Source organism: Chryseobacterium sp. FR054 (genome assembly GCF_056844565.1).
The window spans coordinates 875,894-900,636 of the sequence record NZ_JBXDSA010000002.1 but is presented as its reverse complement, the minus strand read 5'-3'; the positions used below and the strand labels follow the sequence as shown (position 1 = coordinate 900,636).

At 39.5% G+C, this 24,743-nt stretch carries 16 protein-coding genes; 5 read left to right on the top strand and 11 right to left on the bottom strand.

Annotated elements, in window-relative coordinates:
- Positions 1-62: 62 nt before the first annotated feature.
- Entirely contained in the window at positions 63-848 is a 786-nt protein-coding gene (locus tag AC106S_RS11355) for a GLPGLI family protein (RefSeq protein WP_482439183.1), read from the top strand.
- 120 nt (positions 849-968) lie between these two features.
- On the opposite strand, the gene AC106S_RS11350 is transcribed toward AC106S_RS11355, so the two are convergent.
- A complete protein-coding gene (locus tag AC106S_RS11350; protein ID WP_482439182.1) occupies positions 969-3,707 on the bottom strand; it encodes a fibronectin type III domain-containing protein in 2,739 nt (912 codons plus the stop codon).
- A 295-nt stretch (positions 3,708-4,002) separates the two neighbouring features.
- Here AC106S_RS11350 and rplS point away from each other — a divergent pair, with 295 nt between their 5' ends.
- Complete coding sequence (gene rplS, locus AC106S_RS11345) at positions 4,003-4,359, top strand: 50S ribosomal protein L19 (protein WP_062696960.1); 357 nt, start codon at positions 4,003-4,005, stop codon at positions 4,357-4,359.
- 561 nt (positions 4,360-4,920) lie between these two features.
- On the opposite strand, the gene AC106S_RS11340 is transcribed toward rplS, so the two are convergent.
- On the bottom strand, positions 4,921-5,364 hold the full coding sequence (locus AC106S_RS11340) for an SRPBCC family protein (protein WP_482439181.1): 444 nt from the start codon (positions 5,362-5,364) through the stop codon (positions 4,921-4,923).
- Positions 5,365-5,484: 120 nt separating this feature from the next.
- Positions 5,485-6,267 carry an AraC family transcriptional regulator gene (locus AC106S_RS11335; protein ID WP_482439180.1) on the bottom strand — a complete coding sequence of 261 codons (783 nt, stop codon included), beginning with the start codon at positions 6,265-6,267 and terminating at the stop codon, positions 5,485-5,487.
- Between the two features lie 76 nt (positions 6,268-6,343).
- Here AC106S_RS11335 and AC106S_RS11330 point away from each other — a divergent pair, with 76 nt between their 5' ends.
- Positions 6,344-7,516, top strand: a complete 1,173-nt coding sequence (locus AC106S_RS11330; RefSeq protein WP_482439179.1) for an MFS transporter — start codon at positions 6,344-6,346, stop codon at positions 7,514-7,516.
- A 369-nt stretch (positions 7,517-7,885) separates the two neighbouring features.
- Here the strand turns inward: AC106S_RS11330 and AC106S_RS11325 are convergent, their stop codons facing one another.
- From AC106S_RS11325 to rpsA, 5 genes are all read right to left on the bottom strand, one after another.
- A complete protein-coding gene (locus AC106S_RS11325) occupies positions 7,886-8,881 on the bottom strand; it encodes an alpha/beta fold hydrolase (RefSeq protein WP_482439178.1) in 996 nt (331 codons plus the stop codon).
- Positions 8,882-8,989: 108 nt separating this feature from the next.
- Positions 8,990-9,970 (bottom strand): EamA family transporter, encoded by a 981-nt coding sequence (locus tag AC106S_RS11320; RefSeq protein ID WP_482439177.1) that lies wholly within the window; start codon positions 9,968-9,970, stop codon positions 8,990-8,992.
- 129 nt (positions 9,971-10,099) lie between these two features.
- Positions 10,100-12,700 carry a T9SS-dependent M36 family metallopeptidase gene (locus AC106S_RS11315; protein ID WP_482439176.1) on the bottom strand — a complete coding sequence of 867 codons (2,601 nt, stop codon included), beginning with the start codon at positions 12,698-12,700 and terminating at the stop codon, positions 10,100-10,102.
- A gap of 196 nt (positions 12,701-12,896) precedes the next feature.
- Positions 12,897-14,324: a T9SS type A sorting domain-containing protein gene (locus AC106S_RS11310; RefSeq protein ID WP_482439175.1), complete on the bottom strand. Its 1,428-nt coding sequence runs from the start codon at positions 14,322-14,324 to the stop codon at positions 12,897-12,899.
- 406 nt (positions 14,325-14,730) lie between these two features.
- Positions 14,731-16,521 carry a 30S ribosomal protein S1 gene (gene rpsA, locus AC106S_RS11305; protein ID WP_482439174.1) on the bottom strand — a complete coding sequence of 597 codons (1,791 nt, stop codon included), beginning with the start codon at positions 16,519-16,521 and terminating at the stop codon, positions 14,731-14,733.
- Positions 16,522-16,868: 347 nt separating this feature from the next.
- Between rpsA and AC106S_RS11300 the strand changes: the two genes are divergently transcribed.
- A complete protein-coding gene (locus AC106S_RS11300; RefSeq protein WP_482439173.1) occupies positions 16,869-18,176 on the top strand; it encodes a DEAD/DEAH box helicase in 1,308 nt (435 codons plus the stop codon).
- A 257-nt stretch (positions 18,177-18,433) separates the two neighbouring features.
- On the opposite strand, the gene AC106S_RS11295 is transcribed toward AC106S_RS11300, so the two are convergent.
- The gene (locus AC106S_RS11295; RefSeq protein ID WP_482439172.1) at positions 18,434-19,327 is read right to left on the bottom strand and encodes an SMP-30/gluconolactonase/LRE family protein; all 894 of its coding nucleotides are present in this window, start codon (positions 19,325-19,327) and stop codon (positions 18,434-18,436) included.
- A gap of 265 nt (positions 19,328-19,592) precedes the next feature.
- Between AC106S_RS11295 and ccoG the strand changes: the two genes are divergently transcribed.
- Complete coding sequence (gene ccoG / locus AC106S_RS11290) at positions 19,593-21,035, top strand: cytochrome c oxidase accessory protein CcoG (RefSeq protein ID WP_482439171.1); 1,443 nt, start codon at positions 19,593-19,595, stop codon at positions 21,033-21,035.
- A 28-nt stretch (positions 21,036-21,063) separates the two neighbouring features.
- Here ccoG and AC106S_RS11285 read toward each other — a convergent pair whose 3' ends face one another.
- The gene (locus AC106S_RS11285; RefSeq protein ID WP_482439170.1) at positions 21,064-21,945 is read right to left on the bottom strand and encodes an AraC family transcriptional regulator; all 882 of its coding nucleotides are present in this window, start codon (positions 21,943-21,945) and stop codon (positions 21,064-21,066) included.
- A 115-nt stretch (positions 21,946-22,060) separates the two neighbouring features.
- Positions 22,061-24,715 (bottom strand): zinc-dependent metalloprotease, encoded by a 2,655-nt coding sequence (locus tag AC106S_RS11280; protein WP_482439169.1) that lies wholly within the window; start codon positions 24,713-24,715, stop codon positions 22,061-22,063.
- Between the last annotated feature and the right edge of the window lie 28 nt (positions 24,716-24,743).

Here is a 24,743-nt window from a genome sequence, read left to right as displayed (position 1 = left end):
AATTTATTGGTAGAATATGGTTCTTAATGAGCCATATTTTACTTTTTAAAAAGAATATTCGAATGAAAACAGCCTTTACTTTAATATTGATCTTTTTAGCAAAAACGATACATGCACAGATCGGCTTTGATGTGGTATATGAAGCAGATTATAAGTTAACATATAAGGATCAGACTATTAATGCATTTACTCAGGAGGATACTTTTGCGCTTCTTATCAATGAAAAAGAATCCTATTTCAAGAATATGAAAAAGTATGTTGAAGACAGTTTGAAATATGAAAAAAAGATCAATGACAAGACCAGCTTTACAGAAGGCCTAAAATATGCTACTGACTTTCCTGAATATATCGGAACTACATCCGGAAAAATTTATGTCACTACTTCAATATCAGGTAAAGGATTCAAATATGAGGAAACCAATAATATTGAGTGGAAACTTATAAATGATTTCAGAAAAATAGGTAAGTACAGATGTCAGAAGGCAATAACAAAAAAATATGGAAGAAACTGGACCGCCTGGTTTACTCCTGAAATTCCTTTTCCCTTTGGCCCTTACAAGTTTAATAAATTACCCGGGCTTATTATAGAAATTTATGATGAAAACAATGACTATGTCTATTCTATGTATAATTTCAGAAAAAGAAAATATTTTGTAAAATCAGCCAATATGGAAGCTAAAGCAACTTTAGTGAAAAAATCAAAAATATTTGACTATCAAAGAAAAGAAATATCAGATCCGAATACTTATAATAAATTGGTTGACGATCCGGAAACACTACAATTTCTTATGAAGAGGGCTCAGGAGAGAGCAAAGAATTATAATCCCGCAGAACTGAGAATTGAATAAGATATAAAAGAATTCTTGAACAGAACTTGATAAAAATATTTTAGTTCTGATTAAAGATCAATTTTGAAAAAACGGCCGTCTGTTGAGACGGCCGTTTTAGCTTTAATATTTCTCTGAATTTTACTGTACAATCAGTTTTAAAGTAAATAATTTTCTGGTATGAACTTTTACAAAATAAACTCCTTTCGGAAGATTTTCGTTCACCAGGGAGAAACGCTGATTATTGATGTTCTTAGACTCATACAGCAGTTCTCCTGAAGCGGATACCAGCTCGATCTTCTCAATCGGGTAATCACTTTTGATGAAGGTAGGCTGCCCTGGTCTGGTTGGATTCGGGTATAGAACGACATTCTTTTCGGTAGCTTTAGCCTCTTCTACTCCCAGTGTTGGTGACGTTACCTGGAACTGTACCCTGTTGGAAACTTCAGTGTAGGAATCATTGGTAAACATTACCATATAATAATTTCCCGGAGTGGCCGGCACCGCTGTTCCCTGAATTGATTTTGTTCCCTGTGTGATCCCGTCGAAATAGGTATAGGAAACAAAGTTATCATCCGGAGTCTGGATATTCTGAGGATAGATTCCCAGCCAGTCTTTGATGATTCCCGGAGAATCCGTCCATGAAGCGGTAATACTTTCCCCTAATGTATAAACCGGCTTGTTGGTCCATAGCTCTGTAACAATATCCCCTACTTTAAAGAATACTTTATCTCCGATTCCTGTATATCCGTCTTCAAGCAGATACTGGGCATAGTAATATCCTTTGGGAAGGCCTGTAAAATTGAGGGTTCCTGAAGGTGTGGTCACATAGCTCCATTTGATGGAAGTATTGGTTCCCGGGGTCTGTCCCATTTTATAGATTCCGATCCAGTCCTTTACCAGATTCGGACCGTTGCTGAAATTGATAACCACTGTTCCCCCTACCGGATAGGTATCGGCAGTTGCCTGAAGCTGTACTTTCGGGCCGACATAGAAATTTTTTCTGGGGGTGATTTCCGTATAACCGTTGTTGGCAAAGAAACCTGCAAAATACTGTCCTTTATTTGGAAGGCCATTGCTGAACAGGGCTGTTCCTGCAGTCTGACCGTTGGTATAAACATACCCCTGAGAAGTTGTTGCAGACGGAGTCTGTCCTTTTTTATAGATTCCCACCCAATCCTGCTGGTTTCCCGGTCCTCCGGTATAAGTTCCGGTAATCGGTTCATTTTGGGTGTATTCTGTTTTATCTAAAATGAAGGTAGGATTGGATACCACACTTCCTGTGACCTCAAACTGCTTTACCTCGCTCCAGTCGCTCCATTCAAGATTTCTGTCTCTGTAACGTACCTTTACATAATAAGTTCCGTTGGAAATAGAATTGGCAGGAAGGGTCACTTTGGTAATATCTACGCCGGCATTTAAATTTTTTGTTTTATCAGGAGTTCCGTTTCCGTCTTTTCCGAACCAGTTTTCATAGTCACGGTATACTTCTTTTTCGATTACTGAAAAATCCGGAGCTTTACTGATCAGAAACTGCGTGGTGTTCAGAAGTTCTCCGCCGGCTGAAGCGAAAGCACTTCCGTCCAGTGTAAGAGGTAATGTCACAGGGGCTGAAAAAGTATTCGTTACGGACGGCTTTGAAGGCTGCGGCTGGTTTTTATACCGGTGGAAAGTATCTACCAGCTCATTGTATTTTCTGTTATAAACCCCTCCGATGGAATAGCATTCCACATCTACTTTTCCGGTTGGTATATCCACTTCTACAATCTGATACGTCCAGTCTGTAAGGGTTTTCTGAACATCATCAAAATCCTGCTCGTTAGACATTCCCCAATACTGATCCCAGGCGGTTCCTCCGGAAATGATCTGGTAATTCGGGGTATTCTTCAGCTGTCCTCTGTGGTATAAATGATGATGAGCTCCTACATGCATCAGGTATTTGCCTGAAGTTGCCAGCAAAGGAACGGCATTATTTCTTACCCAGGTAGAAATATCTCCTACGTACTGCTCTGCCTGATACGGTCTGTGGCTTAAAGAGATAATCCAGTCTACGGTAGGATCACTGTTGGCTTCATTAAGGATCTGGGAAAGCCAGGTCTGCTGCGCAGTTCCCGTATGTTCAGAACTTAAACTTACAAATAAGACATTTCCTGCCTGCTGTGCATAATAATTTTCGTTTCCTGAAGAGATGTTTTTATACTTGATTTCATCAATATAAAAATGGGCATAATAAGAATTCATTCCCAGGGTTCCGTAGGTTTCGTGATTTCCCACAGTGGTCTGGATCGGAAGGTAAGGAGACAGTTTGGTGTTCTTTTTAAAATGTACGTTCTCATAATGGTCCAGCGTACCTACATCCACCTGGTCTCCTACCATGAATGTAAGTGCAATATTATCGGAAGGATCAGAATCTGTTCCGAATTTTTCTTTCAGCTTTTTGAATGCATTCAGGGTAAGGCTGTCATATCTCGGTTCTGCTTTGATCTGGTTGTCTCCCATGATCAGGAAACGGATCTTTCCATTAGCGGTTACAGGCTGGCCCGGAAGCGGCAGGGTTCTGAAATTATATACAGCCGATTCACCGGTTCCCGTCTTTATTTTATAATAGTATTTTGTATTGGGCTGGAGGCCTACGATCTTTGCAGTATGATAATAATAGTTATTATTGTAACCGGTATCTGAAAAAATATTGGTGGTTCCGGTTACGGTAACATTCAGATTGGCCGGAGAAGTACCGTAGATTACGGTAGTCTCGTTATTGGAAGCTGTTTTCCAGTTCACGATCATTGAGTTCGGCGTCGGATTCTGGAGGTACGGAAATAATACCTGCCCGAATGCCATCTGGACGGCAAAACAAAAAAAGAAGAAATAATGTTTCATAGTTGTTATATTATAAAAAATGGTATAGAGTTTCAATTGTAAATCAGCAGTTTATAAAAAAGTATTCAGACCTTTTTATTTTCGGGCAAAAGTAAAAACCGTATGTAAACTCAGTCTGATGAGAACTTAAAAGAAGTGTTAAATTTCAGCTATAATTGAGGCAGAAAAATTATAGTTTTTAGCACATAAATTATTTGGCACATTCAAAAACTATTTCGTACATTTGCAACCTGTTATTCAACCTCTGACGAAAAACGTGTAAGTTGCTTAGCTTTAACATTTTATTTTATTAATAATGGATTTATTAAAGTACGTACAAGACCAGTACATTACTAAAAAAGATTTCCCTGAATTCAAAGCAGGAGACACAATTACTGTGTATTACGAAATTAAAGAAGGACAGAAAACAAGAACTCAGTTCTTCAAAGGTACCGTTATCCAATTGAGAGGTACTGGTGCTACAAAAACATTTACCATCAGAAAAATGAGTGGTGATGTAGGGGTAGAAAGAGTATTCCCAATCAACATGCCGGCTCTTCAGAAAATTGAAGTTGACAGAAGAGGTAAAGTTAGAAGATCTAGAATTTACTACTTCAGAGACCTTAGAGGTAAAAAAGCGAGAATTAAAGACGCTGCTTACAAGAAGAAATAATTCAGACAACAATACATATAAGAGAAGCTGTTTACATGGTGAACAGCTTCTTTTTTGTTTTTAACTCCGGATTTTATTTTCTCACTGACCGGCAGACGGCGCAGATTTTTTTTGAGTGTACAGTTATTGGTTTGCGCAAGGGCGCCATTTTTTCCTTCCTTCATGGGTATAAGGCGCTAAGATTTTATCTTCGATAAAGTTTACTACTGTATTACCTGTTGAAAATCTTGAATTTTCTTGCGCCTTAAACGTCGGCATAATCAAAAAATTTTGTGCCATTGCGTTTTCCAACCCGGGGATTGCCACCAATACACGAATTTTTATTGCTCTAATGGATTTTACAGATCGGTGACATAGATTTTGGCTAAAGCCAATGGATTATTTTCTAATATTTCAGGCGGACTAAAGTCTACCTCTACTGAATAAATACCGCACATTAACTTATTCAGGAATAGAAACTTCTTATTTAAGCAAGCTTGAAACCGGAAGTAAGATGCCATAAAAAACAACTTTTATAATTTAATCTTTTCTTGCTGACCTATTGTAGATTATGACTGAAAATCAGTTTCTATATGGACTTCCTTTCCCGGTTTCCAGGAATAATTTCAGACTGCTGATGAATTGCTGCCAGCCCCCCGAGCATATTTCATAACATTCAACAGCCGGATGCAGTCCCATATGGGTAACCTTTATCAAAGCCCTGTTTCCCTCCTGTTCTGTTTCCCAGATGATGGTTGTTCCTATCCATTCCGTCTGATTCTTCAGCTCAGGAAGAGCAATCATAGAATCTTCAACATACCATATCACTTTTGAACCGGGAATCAATTCTTTCACCTTCATTGTTTTGTGAATATTCTCCCCGAATCTGACCGTAAATACATCCCCCGCCTCTCCTGATGAACCTTCAAACATTTCTGTCCACCAAAGAGGAATTTTATTCGTCAACGCATCATATACACTGTCTGCTGTCGTTTTTATTTCAATGGTATGAGTGTAATTATCCATGATTCCTGTTTTTTAGTTATATATAAAACCATTTCATTGAATACAGCAATTTTATGTAAATTATTTTTTAAAAGTCTTTGCATAAGACAAGAAATACAGTCGAAAAACAGGCAAAACTTATTATTCATTTTTCATCAGATACTGCAATGGTGTGGATCCTGTATGTTTTTTGAAAAATTCAATGAATGCACTGTCTGATGAAAATTCTAATAAATGGGCAGTCTCTCCTATTGGATTCCCTTCTACCAGAAGCTCTATCGATCTCTGCAGACGCCACTGCTGTCTCCATTCCTGATAAGATAATCCGGTTTCTTTTTTAAAGATGCGGCTAATTGTTTTCTCTACCGCTCCCACCTCTTCTGTCAGCATTTTCAACATAGGGGGTATGGAAGTTCTTTTCGTCCATTCTTCCGTTACTTTTTTAAAGCGCCGGTCAATTGGTATTTTCAGTTCCAGTTTTTCTTCAGGAGCGTTTTTCAGTTCATTCCAGAATACTTTTAAAATATTTTCCTGATGCTGATCCAAGACCGTCCACTGCCAGAAGCAGATCCTCTCAATCATCTCTTTTAAAAGAGGATTTACCTGCAGCACCTTAAGATCCGGACTGAAATATTTTCCGGCAAAATCCTCATCAAAATAAACAGATCTGTAAGCCACAACATTCCGGAAATTTACCCTGTGAACTTCTTTTGCAGGAATCCAGAGCATTCTGAAAGGCGGCAAAACGAGCTGTCTGTTGGATGCTGTCACCGTCATACAGCCTGAAGGTGCATACAGAAGCTGTGCTTTAGTCTGATGGGAATGGAAACCGGAGTCGTGCATTACCATATCGGATGCTATGCCAATCACCTTTTCGTGAATGCTGTCGGCATCAAATGCTTCATTCTGCAGAAGTACGGCCATGTCTTATTTTTGATGTTTTTTGTATTTATATCATTATAAATATACATTCAATTTTTCAAAACTTTGCAGAAAAAAAATGAAAAAAACCAACCCACTGTGGCTGCTTACGCTTTTGGTCATGCTTCCTCAGTTTGCAGAAACCATTTACAGTCCTGTATTACCGATGATACAGGAACACTTTTCTGTCCGGGAAGAATCGGCAACGTTAACGATAAGTCTGTATTTTATAGCTTTCGCATCAGGGGTAGCTTTCTGGGGGATTCAGAGCGACCGCATCGGACGGAAAAAAGCACTTGAATACGGACTGGTTATTTACGGAGCCGGAGCGCTTACCGCTCTTGTAGCACCCGATTTTACCGTTCTCCTCGCGGGAAGGATCGTTTCTGCTTTCGGAATTTCCGTAGGTTCTATTATTGCTCAGACCATTTTAAGGGATCTCTATGATAAGGACAGGATCAGTAAAGTGTTTTCCTGGATCGGGATCGGTTTATCGGTAAGTCCTGTCATCGGAATGATCTCCGGTTCTGTGCTGGTTTCACTTTCAGGACAGCAGGGAGTATTCATCACTTTGTTTTTATTAGCCTTCCTGTTCTGGTTTCTTTCAAAAAACAATATTTCAGAAACGCTTCAGGTAAAAAAGCAGATCAGCATGGAAACACTGACCCGTTTACTGAAACGTATGCTGGGTGATCCTGAAATTATCAGAAGCTGTATGCTGATTATGAGTTTTAATGTCCTGCTGTTTTCCTATTATTCACTGGCACCGTTTATTTTTAAAGAGAACGGTCTGAGCTCCTATGATTTCGGATACAGCAGTTTTATTCTGGCGGCCGGAACTTTTGCAGGGGCTTACCTGAACAGGCATTTGCTGATAAGAAACACTGCGCCTGAAATCCTGGTAAAGACAGGTATATGGATCTCATTTACCGCTTCAGTTTTTGTATGGATCTCAGGCCGGGAACTGTTTTTTCTGATTCCTTACTGTTTTATTGTGATGGCATTCAGTATAGCTATTCCCAATATTCTGAGCACTGTACTCATCAGGTATAAGAATGAAGCCGGCAGCGCAGGAGCCTTACTGGGTCTTATCTATTATATTCTTATCGGATGCGGGCTGATCGTGATCGGATTTATCCAAAATCTGGGAATTTCCTGTATTCTTTTTTCCGGAATTGGGATGGTATCGCTTTACGTATTTCGTGGAAAAAAGAAGTTATGGAATAAAAGACTATTTTATTCGAAACATTAAGCTTTTTTATTAAACCACGAAGGCACAAAAGTTTTATTTTAAATGCTTTAGCGATTTTTTTAAGTTTAAATGCTTTACACATAGAGGTTTACATAAAGTCTTTGATTTTTATTCTTTCGGGAACCTTTATCCTAACCTCTTTACAAATAACTTTTGTTCTTTTGACTACGTTGAACCTTCAGTTGGCGGCTAAGTTTATCACAAGGGGTATTTTATACTTTTAATGTCCTTCAAAAAAAGTTTGAACAAAAGAGAAAATGCCGGTTCAGAAATTATCCGTTTAAAAAGGGTTATAAGAACTGAAAATATGGGAATGATCATTTTGACCATTCCTATATTTCAGGCTTATTTATTTCGTCAGATTCAGAATTATCTGATGAAATCATACAGAGCACTGAAAAACTCAGGATAAACTTCAATATGGGGAAGATGGCCTACATTCTCGAGCTCTACCAGTTTTGAGCCGGGGATTTCACGCTGTGTTTTTTTTCCAAGTTCCTGATACTGTCCCATTTTCGGCTGAAGTTCTTTGGGAGCCCTGTCTTTCCCTATCGCTGTCCTGTCGCGGGTCCCGATAATGAGCAATGTGGGAGCTTTAATATTTTTGAATTCATAGCAAACAGGCTGATTATAGATCATATCAGTTGTAAGAGCGGCATCCCAGGCTACTTTCGGGTAATCTTTATGCAGGGTCCATCCGGCAATGAGATCCAGCCAGGGCTGATACTCGTCTTTCCATTTATTGTCGTAATAAAATTTCAGCTGATAATTTTTATAGGTTTCCGCTGTATTTTTTAATTCTGACTGATATGCCTGGTCGATCGTCTGGTAAGAAGCGAAAGTCTTATAATCTTCAAGTCCGATAGGATTTTCCAGAATAAGTTTCTGAACCCTTTCAGGGTAAAGCAGCGCAAATCTTGTGGCAACCATTCCTCCCATAGAATGTCCCAAAACAATTGTTCTGTCAATCTTAAGCTGATCCAGAACAGCTTTTGTATTTTCAGCAAGCTGCGAAAAAGAAAACTGGTAATTCTGAGGTTTCGAGGATTTTCCGAATCCTATCTGATCGGGAATAATCACCCTGAATCCTTTATCTGAAAGATCTTTAGCTGTCCTTTCCCAATAGGCTCCGTTAAAATTCTTGCCATGAAGAAGCATGACGGTTTTTCCGTTCGGTTTTTGAGGCTGCACATCCATGTACACCATTTTCAGGTCGTTATTCTGGGATTTCAGATCGAGATAATGAACTTTGTAAGGATATTCATATCCGGACAATTCAGCATCCAAAGGTTTTACCTGTGAAAACATGAGACCGGGAACTGCTGACAGCATTATTATCATAACTGCATTTCTGAAATTTTTCATTCCGATTTATTTTAGAGATATAAAATTAAAAAAACCGCTCCAAAAGAACGGTTTATTACTGATATTTTTAATTTAATTAAGCTCTGCCCGGGCAGGCTTATTGTTTGTTTAAGATAACTCCACGGCTTGGTATTCTTCTTTTGAAGGCAGATTCATCAGTACGATAGCAAACAGGATCAGTGCAATTCCCACCCACTGTATAAGTATTACTTTCTCATCCAGTAAAACGAAAGCCATCGTTACAGAAACCGGAAGCTCCAGTGAAGAAACGATACTTCCCAATCCGAGTCCGGCATTCGGAAAACCTATGTTGAACAGAACCGGTGGAATAATGGTTCCGAACAATGCCAGTACAAAACCGTACGTCCAGAATATGGAATAGTTGAAAGAGTGGATATGCTCCGTATTTTCTGTAAAGTTCAGATAGAATGATCTCAGACTGTCTGAATACATCGGCCCGATCTGTGCAAAAAACAGGAACGCAAATACCACAACTGCACCACCGCAAAGCATGATAATACTTTTCCTGAACACCGGAAGATGGGTAGCCAGAGTATTGGATGTAAACATCGTCAGGGTATAGGAGGCTGCTGCCATTAATCCCCAGAATATCCCGTGCCAGTCCAGTTCTATATCCATATTCATCAGGTTGGTAGCCAAGATGGTTCCTACCAGTACAATAATCACTGAAATTACTTTTCTGGCGTTCGGTAATTTTTTGGAGATAAAGCTTTCCACTACTACACTGAACCACACGGACTGCATGAGTAATACAATGGCAATAGAAACATCTATGTACTGAACGGCAATATAGTAAAACAGGCTGGTACATCCCAGAGAAGTTCCCGCCAGCATCAGCATCCGGACCTCTTTGCCGCTCGGAGATGAAAGCTTTTGTTTAGAGGTAATGGTCTGGATAAAATTCAGGACCAGAAGCCCGGTTAATCCTAATAAAAACTGGGATGTAGTGACTTCAGAAGTGGTAAAACCATCTTTATAGGCCATCTTTACAAATGTAGCCAACATACCGTATATACTAGCTCCGATCCCGACAAATAAAACTCCTTTCAGTATATTTTTCTTCTTCATAATTTTTTTTAAAACAGCCTGCAAATTTACGACATAATAATTAAAATACCCGGTGATGTATGCATGATAGATAAATAAAATCGCCACAGGTCTTTTCCTGCGGCGATTTTTATAATATTAAAAGTATGATTATTTCTTCACAATCACTTTGGATGATGATTCAAAGCCAAGACCTTTTACATTTACCATGTAAGTTCCGTTAACCATTTTGTGGGTTGAAATCGCTTTTTTAGCATCCGGAGAAACTTTATCTTCCGAAGAAATCAGTTTACCGGACATATCATAGATCTCAATGCTTACTTTTCCAAGCATACTGTCCGGAAAGGTGATATAGAATTCATCTTTAGCCGGGTTCGGATAGATGGAAATCTTATTTTTAGCAGCTTTTATCTCTTCCGTAGAAAGAGCGGAACATCCTGTAGGAAGATCAAAGCTTTCCACCTGATCGTTGATATCGGTTTTAAGTCCTGCTGAAGCGTTGATTCCCAGTCCTCTTTTTGCAAAAACCCTCCAGATCACACATTTATCCAGTCCACCGGTAGTTGCCATATCTGCCTCCAGAATAGCATTTCTTCCTTCGATAAAGGAAGGATTACAAGGCTGAAGTTTAAGTGCGTCGGTAATCAGCTGTAATACTTTGGTGCTTCCGTTGGGTGTATTGGAAGTTACATCTGAAGAATATCCGTATTTTTCAACATATTTCCAGTGAAGATCCCAAAGCATGGTAGCCCAAATAAAACCAATAGAGTGTACATCAGGAACCATTGCAGATCCATTGTTATATTCCATTCCGTTTGTATGTCCGTATGTAGCATAGTTTATTCCAAAATCAGGTGAATACTTTAAAGGTCTGATTCCTCCTCCTGTAATGGACTGCCCGATAGGATAAGTTCCCATTCCTCTTGCTACGGAAGCATTATCGCCCGGTCTGTTCGTAAGCATCAGTGCAAAGAAGTCTGACCAACCTTCGCCCATCTGTTCTTTGTCATCATTGGAATTCAGGCAGTTAAACCCTGTTCCTGTAAGTCTGTTGGAGATCCCGTGACCATATTCATGGGTTACAATTCCATTATCAAAGCTGCCGTCATATTTTGTATCGGCCCTTACTGTAATACTTACAGGGATACTTGCCGCCAGTTTTGTTTTAATGTATTCTCCTTCAGCATTGGTAATCAAAATTGAAGGAATAGTGATGGTATTATCTGTACCCCCCATATTTCCAAGCGTGGAACCACTGGCTGCATTGTTATAAATAACAACTCCTATTGCTCCGGCATTCTGGGCATTTTTCACTTTCGCAGGAAAGCTGCAAGTTCCTCCTCTCTCAATTAAACCGATTTTTCCAGCCATTTCACCAGCAGGTAAAGCAGTACAGCCATCAATTACACTGGCCAGTTTTACATCTCCGGCTACGCCTACATCATTGACGGGAGCGCCAAACTGTGCAATTCCCGCATTTACATTACGGGAAACAGCATCAGACGGTGCACTGTAAAAAAGTTTACGGTTTGATGCCAGCCACAGATACATCTGCATAACGGGATTATAACTATCCGGATATGGGGCAAAATTGGCATTATTGAAGCCGCCTCCGTCCTGAGACTGTGCAAAAACTTCATCATCATCCAGCCCTCCTTTTCCGAAGTTATTACTCTGGAAGTTTTTTGCCGATTCTGTAAACCCGAATTTATAGAAGATATCATGCACCATGTTGCTTATATAGAACAGGTTGGTTGTAGCCGCAGATAAATTGGTATACGTTAATGCATTAGGATTATACGGGAAATCAAAAGTCCTGGAAGCTCCTCCATCCGGGGAAACACCAAATGTAATTTCTCTGGCATCTTTATCATCGTAAGCATACACGTTATTTCCTCTTGTAACGGTATAATGAGTGGTTCCGTTGGAATGCCATCCTTCCGGTGAAGAAGCCAGAATCCACGGGTTACTTACCAAAGCTCTGGACCCGAAAGTCGGTGCCTCTACCGGTAAAGGGAATACATTGTATGTAGCGTTATCGGGAGACAGCGTAACAAAATTGGTACGGCTGATATGATAACTTCCTTCGTATTGTGGTAATGCCGCCGCAGCCATATGCTCTTCATGAGCGTAAGCTCCTTCACCGAAATTACATGAAACCGTAAGATTGGTTTTACTCAAAATTTTGCCATCATGAGCATCTACCAGAATATCCCAGTGATTGGATGTACCCGGCTCATGTAATAAATATTCGTAAGCCAGCTTCAGATCTTTGTTATTATCGGCGGTATAAACCAAACGCTGTTTGGCAGCAGTCATTTTATCCGGTCCTTTTTCGAAAAAAGCCATAACAGGCAGACTGGAAATTTCTTCACTTCCCAGATCTCCGGCAATTTTCTTCAGGGCCTGCTCTTTTGTAATCCCGGCATCAGCCGGGGAAGATACTTTATAATCTTTGATAAAGTTATCTGTGTAATAAATAATTTTCTGATCTCTTACCAATGCTGTTCCTGCAGTACCATATACCGGAAGGCCGTTGTAGATCTGCTTAAACTTGACAACATCTCCATTCATGGATTTTGAACGGTCAATATTATCAATAACAAAATTGGTTAGGTCTGATTTTTTATATTCTCTGATTGTGTTTTGAGAAATATAATCTTTAATCAGGCTATTGTTATCCTGCGAAAATAAAGTTAAAGGAAATGCTGTAAATACAGCAAATAGTAGTGGTAGAGTTATTTTTTTCATTTTTACTAATAAAGCAGCAAATTTACAAATAATTCACAATCAATATTTATTTTTATAAAATATTTTCAATAATAACTCTTACTCAATAGTATAAAAATAATAAATGATTTTTTATTGATTTACTAATCCTGTTCTATCAGACCTGTTATAAAAAAAGCTGCCTTCTTCGGGCAGCTCAGTTATTGATGTTGATTTATTACTTTTTTATAATTTTTTCTGAGTAAATTTCATTTTTCTCTGTTGTCATATTTACAATATAAACGCCTTCTTTTCGGGAACTCAAATCTACATTTATTTCCTTTTCACCACGTAGAATTTTATTATAAACCATATTTCCGCTCAGGTCTCTGATTTCAAGTTTTGCACCTTTACCTTCTTTACTCAGGATCACTTTAAATAATCCGTTGGTAGGGTTAGGAGTAAGCTTGAACAGTTTCTCTTCTGCTGATGGTTTTGCAGCTTTTAATACCGGGCATTCCATATTAATGTCATAGTCAAAAAACGGATAATTATTCCAGGCATATGCTACTTCAGTCTGACCGTTATAAGAGTATTCCATGGTCAATTTGAACTTCTGCGGTCCTGTTGCTCCGCCATTGATAGCAGCAGCAAAGTCTGAGGCCTGTGGATAATAGACAAAAAAGTTACCGGGTCCGAATGAAGGGTTATACGGAATAGGGAAAACCGTTCCGTTCTGCAAGCCTACCAGTTCCAGCTTAAGATTCAATAAGGTAGCCCCGGCCGGAAGATGATGATATCCGCCAACGCCTTGTGTATATCCTATACATTCTCCCGGCTCGTATCTGAAGTCTACGGTTCCCATACCATTGGTTTCGCATATATTCTGTGCCAGATCTCTCCAATAGCTCATTTCACCGGATAAAACGGCAAATCCACCAGGTCTGTTAAAATATAATCTTGGAGTTGAGGTAATATTAGGATCACCCTGAACCGGCTCTACCGCTCCGGAATATGATCCCGCTCCATGTGAAGCAATGGCAGCTGCAGCCCTCATAGCTGACATCACTGTATTGGTATGGATCATGGTAAATCTTGCTCCTCTGCTATATTTGAACTTCAGCTCATTCACAAATGCTGCCTGAGTCCCATAAGCCGGGCTGCTGGAGTTTACAAGATAAGAACCTGTAAGAGGGCTACCCAGATTCCTCATTGCATCTGTAAATACAACCACTCTAAGATCCTGCGCCACTCCTAAAACTGTCTGAGGACTTATAATACCGGCATTTGGATTTCCGTCAAGCGCATCACCAATCATTCCCAAAGATTCATGAAAAAGATCTCCAAAATCCAGACGTCTCTCGAAGTTCTGGGCGATAAACTGGTCGCTGGTAAAATCGGATTCGATATAAATCATGGGCTTGTAGTTCCCGCTGGTATCGCCATACTTTCCTGTTCCATACTGTACAACAGCTACTCTGTTTTTGTTATTACAGGCCAGAAGCTCTTCCATCAGCTTAATGGCACCCCGCTTCATGTTAGCGTATTCAGCAGCGGTAATGGAACTTCCGTTATCCAGCATGAAAATGTAATCAAGCCCCTGTGCTTTGAGACTACCCCATGACATGAAGAATGCCATGAAGAAAAATAAAAATGTTTTTTTCATAGTTAATAGTTTGTTTTAGCGGGATAAAAATAACATAATTTCCTTAATAAGTGAAATATTTTAACATAATTAGAAAAAAAGTAAAATCGTACATTAAAATACTTAAAGCTAAACATATACAATTTCTTTATAGAATTATTGATCTGTTATAAACCCAAAGTAAAAGATTTGGTAATTGAAAAGCCGCAGACGCAAACCTAACAGGTTTTATCTACCATTACCAACATTAATAATAGCCCCGATAGTAACGGTTACCCCGCAACATGAAAGGAAAAGCGAAGGGATTCAGAGCTGGAAGAGCCACGGCGTGAGGAGTATGAGTGGATAGCGGGAAAAAGCTCCTGAAAATACAAAACAAAAAAGCCACTCAAAAATGAGTGGCTTACTATTTATAATGGATCAAAGATTATTTACCTTCTTCCATTTTTCTTTTCAACTCTGCTAATGCATCGATGTCTCCAAGAGTAGATCTTTCTTCGTTGTTAGAAGAAGAAGATACGTTTCTGGAAGAAGCTTCTTTAACGTTTTTCTTTTCTTCGTCTCTGAAGATCCCTGTGTGAGAAACTACAACTCTCTTGAACTCTTTGTTGAATTCAATTACTTTGAAATCAGCTTCTTCACCTTTTTTGATTTTAGATCCATCTTCTTTCTCTAATAATCTTGAAGGACAGAATGCTTCAACCTCAGCATCTTCGAATTGTACAGAAGCTCCTTTATCGTGAACTTCTACTGCTTTACCAGCGTGGATAGTTCCTTCAGCATATTTAGTTTCGAATTTATCCCACGGGTTTTCAGTCAATTGCTTGTGACCCAGAGATAATCTTCTAGCCTGAATATCAAGCTCAAGAACTACAACATCTAATTTATCACCTACTGCACAGAACTCAGATGGGTGCTTGATTTTCTTAGTCCAGGAAAGATCAGAGATGTAGATTAATCCGTCGATACCTTCTTCTAACTCTACGAATACACCAAAGTTAGTGAAGTTTCTTACCGTTCCTACATGCTGAGATCCTACCGGATACTTAGCTTCGATGTTTTCCCATGGATCTTTAGATAACTGCTTGATACCAAGAGAAATTTTTCTTTCTTCTCTGTCTAAAGTTAATACTTCAGCTTCAACTTCATCACCTACTTTTACGAAATCTCCGGCAGATCTTAAGTGAGTAGACCAAGACATTTCAGAAACGTGGATTAATCCTTCTACACCTGGAGCGATTTCTACGAATGCACCATAGTCAGCAAGAACTACTACTTTTCCTTTTACTTTGTCACCTACTTTCAGGTCAGCAGAAAGAGCATCCCAAGGATGAGCTTCTAATTGCTTCATACCTAACTGGATTCTTGTTTTCTCATCATCGAAATCAAGGATAACTACTTTTACAGTCTGTCCGTCCTCAAGGATTTCAGATGGGTGGTTCACTCTAGACCAAGAAAGGTCTGTAATGTGGATCAATCCATCTACACCTCCTAAGTCAATGAATACACCGTAAGAAGTGATGTTCTTAACAGTACCTTCAAGAACCTGACCTTTTTCAAGCTGAGCGATGATTTCTTTTTTCTGACCTTCGATATCTGCTTCGATCAATGCTTTGTGAGAAACTACTACGTTTTTGAATTCAGGGTTGATTTTCACAACTTTGAACTCCATAGTTTTTCCTACGAACTGATCGTAATCTTTAATTGGCTTAACGTCAATTTGAGAACCTGGTAAGAATGCTTCGATTCCGTGAACGTCAACGATCATACCACCTTTAGTTCTGGATTTAACAAAACCGTTAACGATTTCACCAGTTTCGTGAAGTTCGTTTACTTTATCCCAAGCTTTAAGCGTTCTTGCTTTTCTGTGAGATAACTGTAACTGACCAGTTTTGTCTTCTCTTCTGTCAACCATTACTTCTACCTCATCACCTACTTTTAGGCCCTGGTTGTAACGGAATTCGTTAAGAGAGATAACACCTTCAGATTTGAAGTTGATGTCTACGATAGCTTCTTTATCAGTTAATCTTACCACTTTACCAATCAGAACGTCGTTATCGTCCAGGTTGTTTAAAGATCCGTTGTAGATTTCTTCTAAATCGCTTTTCTCTTTTCTAGCATCAGCATCAAGACCAGATTCGAATGAATCCCAGTCAAATTGTTCAGGTGCTACGTTTTGGTTTAATAATAATTCTGCTGAATTTGTCTCTTTTGACATAATTCTAAATAAATTTGTATTCCTTCTCTTTCAACGGTCTTAATCAATGTGACTGAAAAATACGGAAGTTATTAATATTGAATATTTTACTTTCTCAGACCTTTAACACAAAAAGTGGGTGCAAAGGTACAAATTTTATTTGAGATAAACAATATTTCACCCCTTAGCTTTTGATTCCGTAAACAACTGGTTATCAATATTAATGTAAAGAGGAGTGAATTGTGAATATTGCTTCGCAAGTGAAATGTCAAATTATAAATACCTTTAGAATTCCCAAGCAAAGCAGATTGCCCCTTTACGATTGACACCTTTATTAAATATACTCTTCAAATCACTACCTTTGCAGCATGGAACTACAATCGATCTATCAAAAGCTGCAGATTCAGGAGATGAATCAGATGCAGAAATCCACTTATAAGGCATCTGAAAACAATACGGATATTGTTCTGCTCTCTCCTACCGGATCCGGGAAAACACTTGCATTTTTATTTCCGGTTCTTCGAAATCTGAAAAAAAATGTTCAGGGTGTTCAGGCGTTGATTTTAGTGCCTGCCAGAGAGCTGGCTTTACAGATTGAACAGGTTTTCAAAGCGATGGGAACAGATTTTAAGGTTTCCGTGTGCTATGGTGGTCACGATAAAAAGATTGAAGTCAATAATTTAACTGAAGCTCCTGCTGTTTTAATCGGGACTCCGGGAAGAGTTACCTATCACGTAAGGAACAATAATTTTGATCCGAAAACGGTTAAGACTTTGGTTCTGGATGAATTTGACAAAGCCCTGGAACTGGGTTTTCATGATGATATGGAATTTATCTGTAATTCTCTAAAAGGACTTTCTCAAAGAATTCTGACCTCTGCAACAGCAATGGATGAGATTCCGGCTTTTACCGGATTAAAAGATGAGAAGACCATCAGTTTCCTGAAAGAAAACGATATTAAACCGGATCTCCAGCTGAGAAAAGTAATGACCATTCCTGAAGAAAAGCTGGATACTCTTTTCAATCTGGTCTGTAAAATCGGAAATAAAAGAACCCTGATCTTCTGTAATCACCGGGAAGCGGTAGACCGTATCTCCGAACTGCTTCATCAGATGGGAATAGACAGAGAAACATTCCACGGCGGAATGGAGCAGGATGAAAGAGAACGCGCACTACTGAAATTCAGAAATGATTCTGCCAGAATCCTTATTACAACGGATCTTGCCGCCCGTGGACTCGATATTCCGGAAGTAGAATCTATTGTTCATTATCAGTTGCCTCCCAAAGAAGATGCTTTCATCCACAGAAACGGCCGTACTGCCAGGATGAATGCGAAAGGTTTTGTTTATCTGATCATGACGGAAGAAGAAAATTTCCCTTTCATTAAAAACGATACCCCTGAAGAAAGTGTTGCCGGATTTGATAAAGTTCCGCAGAAGACTCCTTTCCAGACGATCTACATCAGTGCAGGAAAAAAAGACAAAGTAAACAAAGTAGATATTGTAGGGTATTTACTTAAAAAAGGAGAATTACTGAAAGAAGATGTTGGGGTTATCGAAGTAAAAGATACCACATCCTACGTTGCTGTTGCCAGAAATAAGGTGAATACAGTTTTAAGAAAGCTTCAGAATGAAAAACTGAAAGGGAAAAAGGTGAAAATGGAGGTTGCTTATTAAAATTTGCAAAGACGCAAAAATTCAGCAATTTTGAGATATTGATGGGCCAACTTTATTTAGGAAAGTTGGCTCATTTTTTTGTAGCTGTCATGAATACACGAATTCTTTATTTTCAGATCGCTCGCTGATCTTGCAGATTTGGCAGATCTTTTATTGAGTGGTAAATAGAATTTGTCTATTTTAAACTCAACACGCAGGTGTCTTCATCGATTCCGATAAAAGTTGGAGTTTTAAAAAATTTTAACCGGATTTAAAGGTTATTTCACTCCCCGTACTTTTGTTGGTAAAACATACACTGATTTTGATGCCGTGATGAATAAAACATCGTTGTTTTCTCCTCCGAAAGTTACATTAGAAGTCCATTTTTCAGGAATCGGGATGTGATAGATCTTTTTTCCCTTGCGGTTAAAGACGTGTACTCCATCACCCGTCAGGTAAAGATTTCCGTGTTTGTCTAAAGTCATCCCATCAGAGCCCATTTCACAGAACAGTTTTCTTTCGGATAATTTGCCTTCGCCCAGGATATCGTACTCATAGGTCTTTCCGGCATCTATATCTGAAATATACAGTTTCCTCATGGTTTCACTGCCTACAATTCCATTGGGTTGGGTGAAGGTTTCTAATTTGCTGATTTTCCCATTTTTATTTCTGTAATAGAGACTTTTATGAGGCAGCTCCTGTTTGAAATCCACCCAATAATCTCTTTCATATAAAGGATCTGTAAAATACATCCCTCCAAAAGCATCATTCCAGATATCGTTGGGCCCGTTCAGGCGTTTTCCTTCAAAACCTTTAAACAGAATTTCCACTTTTTTATCCTTTGAGATTTTCCACATTTCGCCCTGCTCATCGGAACAGGTAATCAGAAAATCATCTTTATCGAAGTGAGTTCCGTTGGCTCTTCCTGTTTTATCGAGAAATAAAGTCACCTGATTGGTTTTCCAGTCCCACAGGTAAATTTTATCATTAGGCTGGTCCGTGAAATAAACATTTCCTTCTTTATCGGATGAAGGACCTTCCGTAAAGCTGAACTGATCTGAAATTTTTTCAGGCTGTACCCCATCATAAAACATTGTGCTGTTATTTACAGATTGACAGTTTACCAATGCGAAAACCAAACCAATCAGACCTGTTCTGCAGATATTTTTCATACTTCATTTTTAAAGAGGGTAATTTACAACATCAGGAACAGTTTCACAATCTATTCTTTCATTTTGATCTATTTTACAGGAAAAATAAAAATGTCCCAATTGTCCTATTTTTGAAGTAGATAATATTAGTACTCAAAAAGTTTAATCAAGACCTTTGCACAGGTGGGAGATCAATAAAATTTTCCTTTGTAAAACTGACTGAAAAACAACTTGATCCGGCCTCAAATATTACCTTAATACTTTTTCAATTAAATAAAGTAAAGCAATGAGTGCAGAATCAGGCAACAGCAAGTTCATCGAAACCGACAACGAAGAATTCAGAAATTCGGTGGGAACCATGGATGAAACCGGAAAAAGAAAGTGGGTATTTCCACGGAAACCTAAAGGAAAATATACCAATTACAGGAATTATACCAGTTATGCTCTTCTCGCATTGTTATTCGGGCTTCCTTTTATAAAAATAAACGGCAACCCATTTCTGCTGATTAATGTGATCGACAGAAGGTTTTTCATTCTGGGGCAGCCTTTTTATCTTCAGGATTTCTTTATTCTCGCTTTGGGAGCTGTAACTTCTGTGATTTTTGTGATGCTGTTTACCGTTGTTTTCGGGCGTATATTCTGTGGCTGGCTTTGTCCCCAGACCCTTTTCATGGAAATGGTATTCCGTAAAATTGAATACTGGATTGAAGGCGACCGGAATAAGCAGATGAAACTTGACAGGCAGGAGTGGGATGCTGAGAAAATAAGAAAAAGATTAACCAAATGGAGTGTATTTCTCTTGATTTCTCTGGTTATATCCACGTTTATGTTCATGTATATTGTAGGATATGAAGAGGTTTTCCGGATCATGATTGAGGGGCCTTCCGAGCACCCGCTGAAGTTTATCACCATGATCTTTTTTACAATGACTTTCTATTTTGTATTTGCATGGCTCCGCGAGCAGGTATGCACACTGGTTTGTCCGTATGGTAGACTTCAGGGAGTACTGATCGATAAGCAGACCATTAATGTTTATTATGACTTTAAAAGAGGGGAAGGCCGTTCTAAATGGAGAAATAATGAAGACCGGAAAGCGGCGGGAAAAGGAGACTGTATCGACTGCCATCAATGTGTGGTGGTATGTCCTACGGGGATTGACATCAGAAACGGACAGCAGCTGGAATGCGTCAACTGTACAGCATGCATCGATGCCTGTGATGAAGTTATGGAGAAGGTAGGACTTCCAAAAGGGCTGATCCGCTATGCCACAGAATCGGAGATTGAAAACCGGGAAAAATTCAGATTTACGTCAAGAATGAAGGCAACTACGGTAATTCTGGCCCTGCTCATCGGATTTCTCGGGTTTTTAATGTATGACCGCGGATCTATGGAAGCCAAATTTATTAAACCTGCCGGTTCTACTTTCTTTGTAAAGAACGGTAAAATCACCAATACCTTTATTTACACTCTTTTAAACAAGTCCAATGAGAAAAAGACGCTTTATATCAGAGTAATCACTCCTTCCAATGCTGAGATCACCTATTTCGGCTCTGAAAAAATTGTTCTGAAAGGAGATGAAATTCTAAAAGGAAATATTAATATCTCCTTCCCTGAAGAAGAGATCAGGCTCTCCAAACAGAATATGGTGATCGGTGTTTTTGATGAAAAAGGCACTCTGGTAGACTCATTTGAAACTACTTTTGAAGGACCTTTTAAACTGGCACTGTGATCCCGGAATCTGAAACAACATTAAACCATCAAGCCTTATATTTCCTCATAAACTGAGTAGGAGTCATTCCGGAGCTTTTCCGGAATACTCTTACAAAGTAGGAATATTCTTCATATCCCAGCCTGAAAGCGATTTCCACCAGGCTTTCATTAAGGTACATCAGCATTCTTTTGGCCTCCAGGACTACTCTTTCTGTAATGACTTCCGTTGCGGTTTTCTGAACCGTTGTCTGCACTACCCTGTTTAAATGCTTTGAAGATATTCCCAATAAATCCGCATAATAGCCAATGGATTTCTGTTCGGTAAAATGCAGCTCGATAAGATCTTCAAAATCCTGATAGTGTTTAAAATAAGAGAGACCGGCAGAGGAAGATAATGTATCCATATCCTTTGAAAACAACCGGGTGGTATTAATAAATATCTGGGACATGAGAGAAAGAATTCTTCCTTCTCTCATGATCTGTTTACCATAATGCTCTTTTTCCAGCTCCTGAAACAGATGGATATTATTTTGCAATTCCACCTTATCCAGCTGAAGCTTTCTGGGAAAAGACACAGAACCGAAGAAAGGAAAATTCCTGAGCTTCTGGCTTACATAATGCATTTCATAAAACCCCTGTGAACTGAAAAAAATATACCCGTCAATATCTTCCGAAAGTTCCCAGCTGTGTATCTGGCCCGGCGATAAAAAGAAAAGACTGCCTGCCGAAACTTCATATTTCTGAAAATCGATCTCATGAATCCCTTTTCCCTGCGTAAAAAGTACAACGGCATAAAAGTCATGTCTGTGAGGTTTTTCAATATGCCGGTGTCCCAGGATAAGATGGTTTTTCAGGGTATTGAAATAAAAATCTGAAGCATTTTTACCGGGCTGAAAAAGATCAATATGAAGAACAGATATAGGGTTCATTGGGGATAGGCATTAATGGCATAAAAATACGGTAAACAAAGTCGAAATACAAGCTTCCGTAAAAAAGGACCGGCAAATTGCCGGTCCTTTACTGAATATATGATAAGTCTATTATTTATTTTACAACAAGCTTACTGTTATAAACTCCTTTTGAAGAATTGATGCTGATTATATACACTCCTTTCGGAACATGCACATTGAATTCTTTGGTTGTCTCGTTTTCACCCTTATAAGCTGATGAATGAACCAGCCTTCCGCTTGCATCGAACATCGTCACCTTCATTTCTCCTTTTATATTTCTGGATTTAATGAAGAAATTTCCATCTGTTGGATTAGGATAAATCTTAATATCGTCATCCATTGCAGAAGTTTCTTTGATGCCCAGCGTCTCCGTCTGGCGGGTACATACCTGAAGACTCCATCCGTTGATATTTCCCGTATCTCCGGGGTAATTGTCGGAAGCAAATAATTTCCATTGCCCCTGAGCCGGATGTCCTGCAAATATTCCTAACGATTCATTAGATTTTACCTCTCCCTGGATTGGAGTGGTACATACGGCAGCTGCTCCGGTATCACTGAAAGTGGCAACAATATTACTCTGAGAGTTACATGATCTGTTCCATATAAGGGCAGACGCACCTGAAGGTCCTTCTATTCCTATTGCCAGATCCTGCACATAGGTATGGGTGACGGAAGGTGTTACTGTTATTTTGGTAATAATACCCGGATTATTTACCGTTAAAGGAGCGATCACTCTTGGTGAAGATATTGCGTTTCCTCCCGGGCCATCTGTAATAGGGACAGCAGCTCCGGTATATGTATAGGTGTTACAGGTTTCACCGGCCACAGTATAATCAATTACAAAGCTCGGGCTTACAGCATAATAAACATTTCCTACTGCTTCAACAAGGATATAGGCATTGGCAGAAATAGAACCGGCCGGTATCGTAATCTGCTCATTGCCATCATTCGGAGTATTGGCTGCAATGACAGTAAATGTCTGTCCTCCGTCTTTAGAAAGCTTGATATTTACATTGGCTGTACTGATCGGGGCCTGATTGGTATTGGCGACATCCCAGGTTACATTCAGTGTGCTTCCGGAACTTAGTGATTGCCCGAATACCGGTGAGGTGACCCTGAAAGGACCTGCATTGGCATTTACCGTAACAACCGTAGCGTCTTTACCGGTCTGTGGATTGATTGGATTATTATTTCTTAGGGTAGCCGCAAAATTAAGATCACGACCTACACCTGATACACTCTCCCAACGGGTGGACATTACGCCTGCCAGCACCTTATAAAATTCCGGGAAATATCTGACAGGAGAACTTACAGGCGGTACTGATCTGAAAGTTGGTCCCGTCGGTTTCTCAGGATAGGCTGCTGAAGTATTTCCGCTTCCGATCTGCGCATTGGCAGCCTGATCGGCCTGTTCCCAGTTGTAGGTATAAGCTGCAGGATTCGTATCAGTGGTTGAAGCCGTCAGCACAAATGCCGTAGATTTAGGAATGATGTAGTCTGCTCCTGCGCTGATGTTGGGTGCAGGTATCGAAAAAGGAACATTCGTACCACAGCTTATGCTGTTTATTTTATTTTTAATCTGTGTAACGCTGTTGGTATGAAAATAATCATTGGAATTAAACTGTACATCTGAATTGCCTGTTATCCCGGTATAGGCCATAATAGTGCTTCCACTTCCCGGCTCCACCCTCTGATCGGCCTGCGTAGTTGTGAAAGTGTATGAATGCCCTGCCCCCATCTGATGCCCCATTTCATGGGCTACGTAATCGATGTCAAATTTATCACCTTCGGGAAAATTGTGGGCAGTCCATCCCGCTGCCTTTGAACTGTTATTACAGATTACCCCTAACCCGGCTGCTCCATTGGCTCCTTTTTTATCTATCAGGTGCCCCATATCATAATTTGCCGCCGGGATCAATGCAGAAATCTGAGTATTGGCTTCATTAGGTCCGCCATTCGTATAAGGATCTGTTGTGGAATTAAGAAATATGACGGTCTCGTTCTCGGCGATGAGATTGAAATGCAGTGAAAGATCTTTTTCAAAAACACTGTTCAGCCTTGTTAAGGTAGCATTCATTGCAGCCAGTATAACCGCTTTTTTTTCAGCATCTGTTGCCGTTGCCGGAGTTCCGGAAACCGTTAAATGGTATTGGGCATATTCTCCTGTACAGGATAAAGCCAGCCTGAATACATTAAATCCAGCGGTTTTTTTAGCGGCAACAGTGTTTTTTTTTTCAGCCTCTTCTATAACCGTACATTCAAAGGGTTCTTTATCCTGTCCCCTTCTGGCATTGGAATCGAATACAGCATAAATTTTACGGTCTTCCGTATAGGGTTCAATAAATTCTGAGCCTCCTGATCGTGTTATCATGGATGAGAAACCCACCGGAGAAAGGCTGAATCTCAGATAGACTGACGGATCGTCCACTCCTGTTCCTACATAAGATCTGATGTCGGGATACTTTGCCTGAAGAGCAGGATCCATATTGGAAGATTCCCATACCTGAAATTTTTCAAGCTTACCGCTGGCAGCAGGAATTGAAATGATCACTCCTTTTCCTCCGGAGAACCGGTCAGATACTTTTTCAAGATTTTGTCTGAGCTGGTCTGCGTTTAATAAATAAAGGGCCGAATACTCAAGCTTTTCCTGAGATTTCTTAACTTTCTGAGTCCGGAGCTCTGTTTTTGTCCACTGTGAAAATCCCAGAAGAGGAACCATCAGTGCGAAAATGAAGAAATAATGTTTCATAATGTGTAATTTTAGTGTTTACTAATTT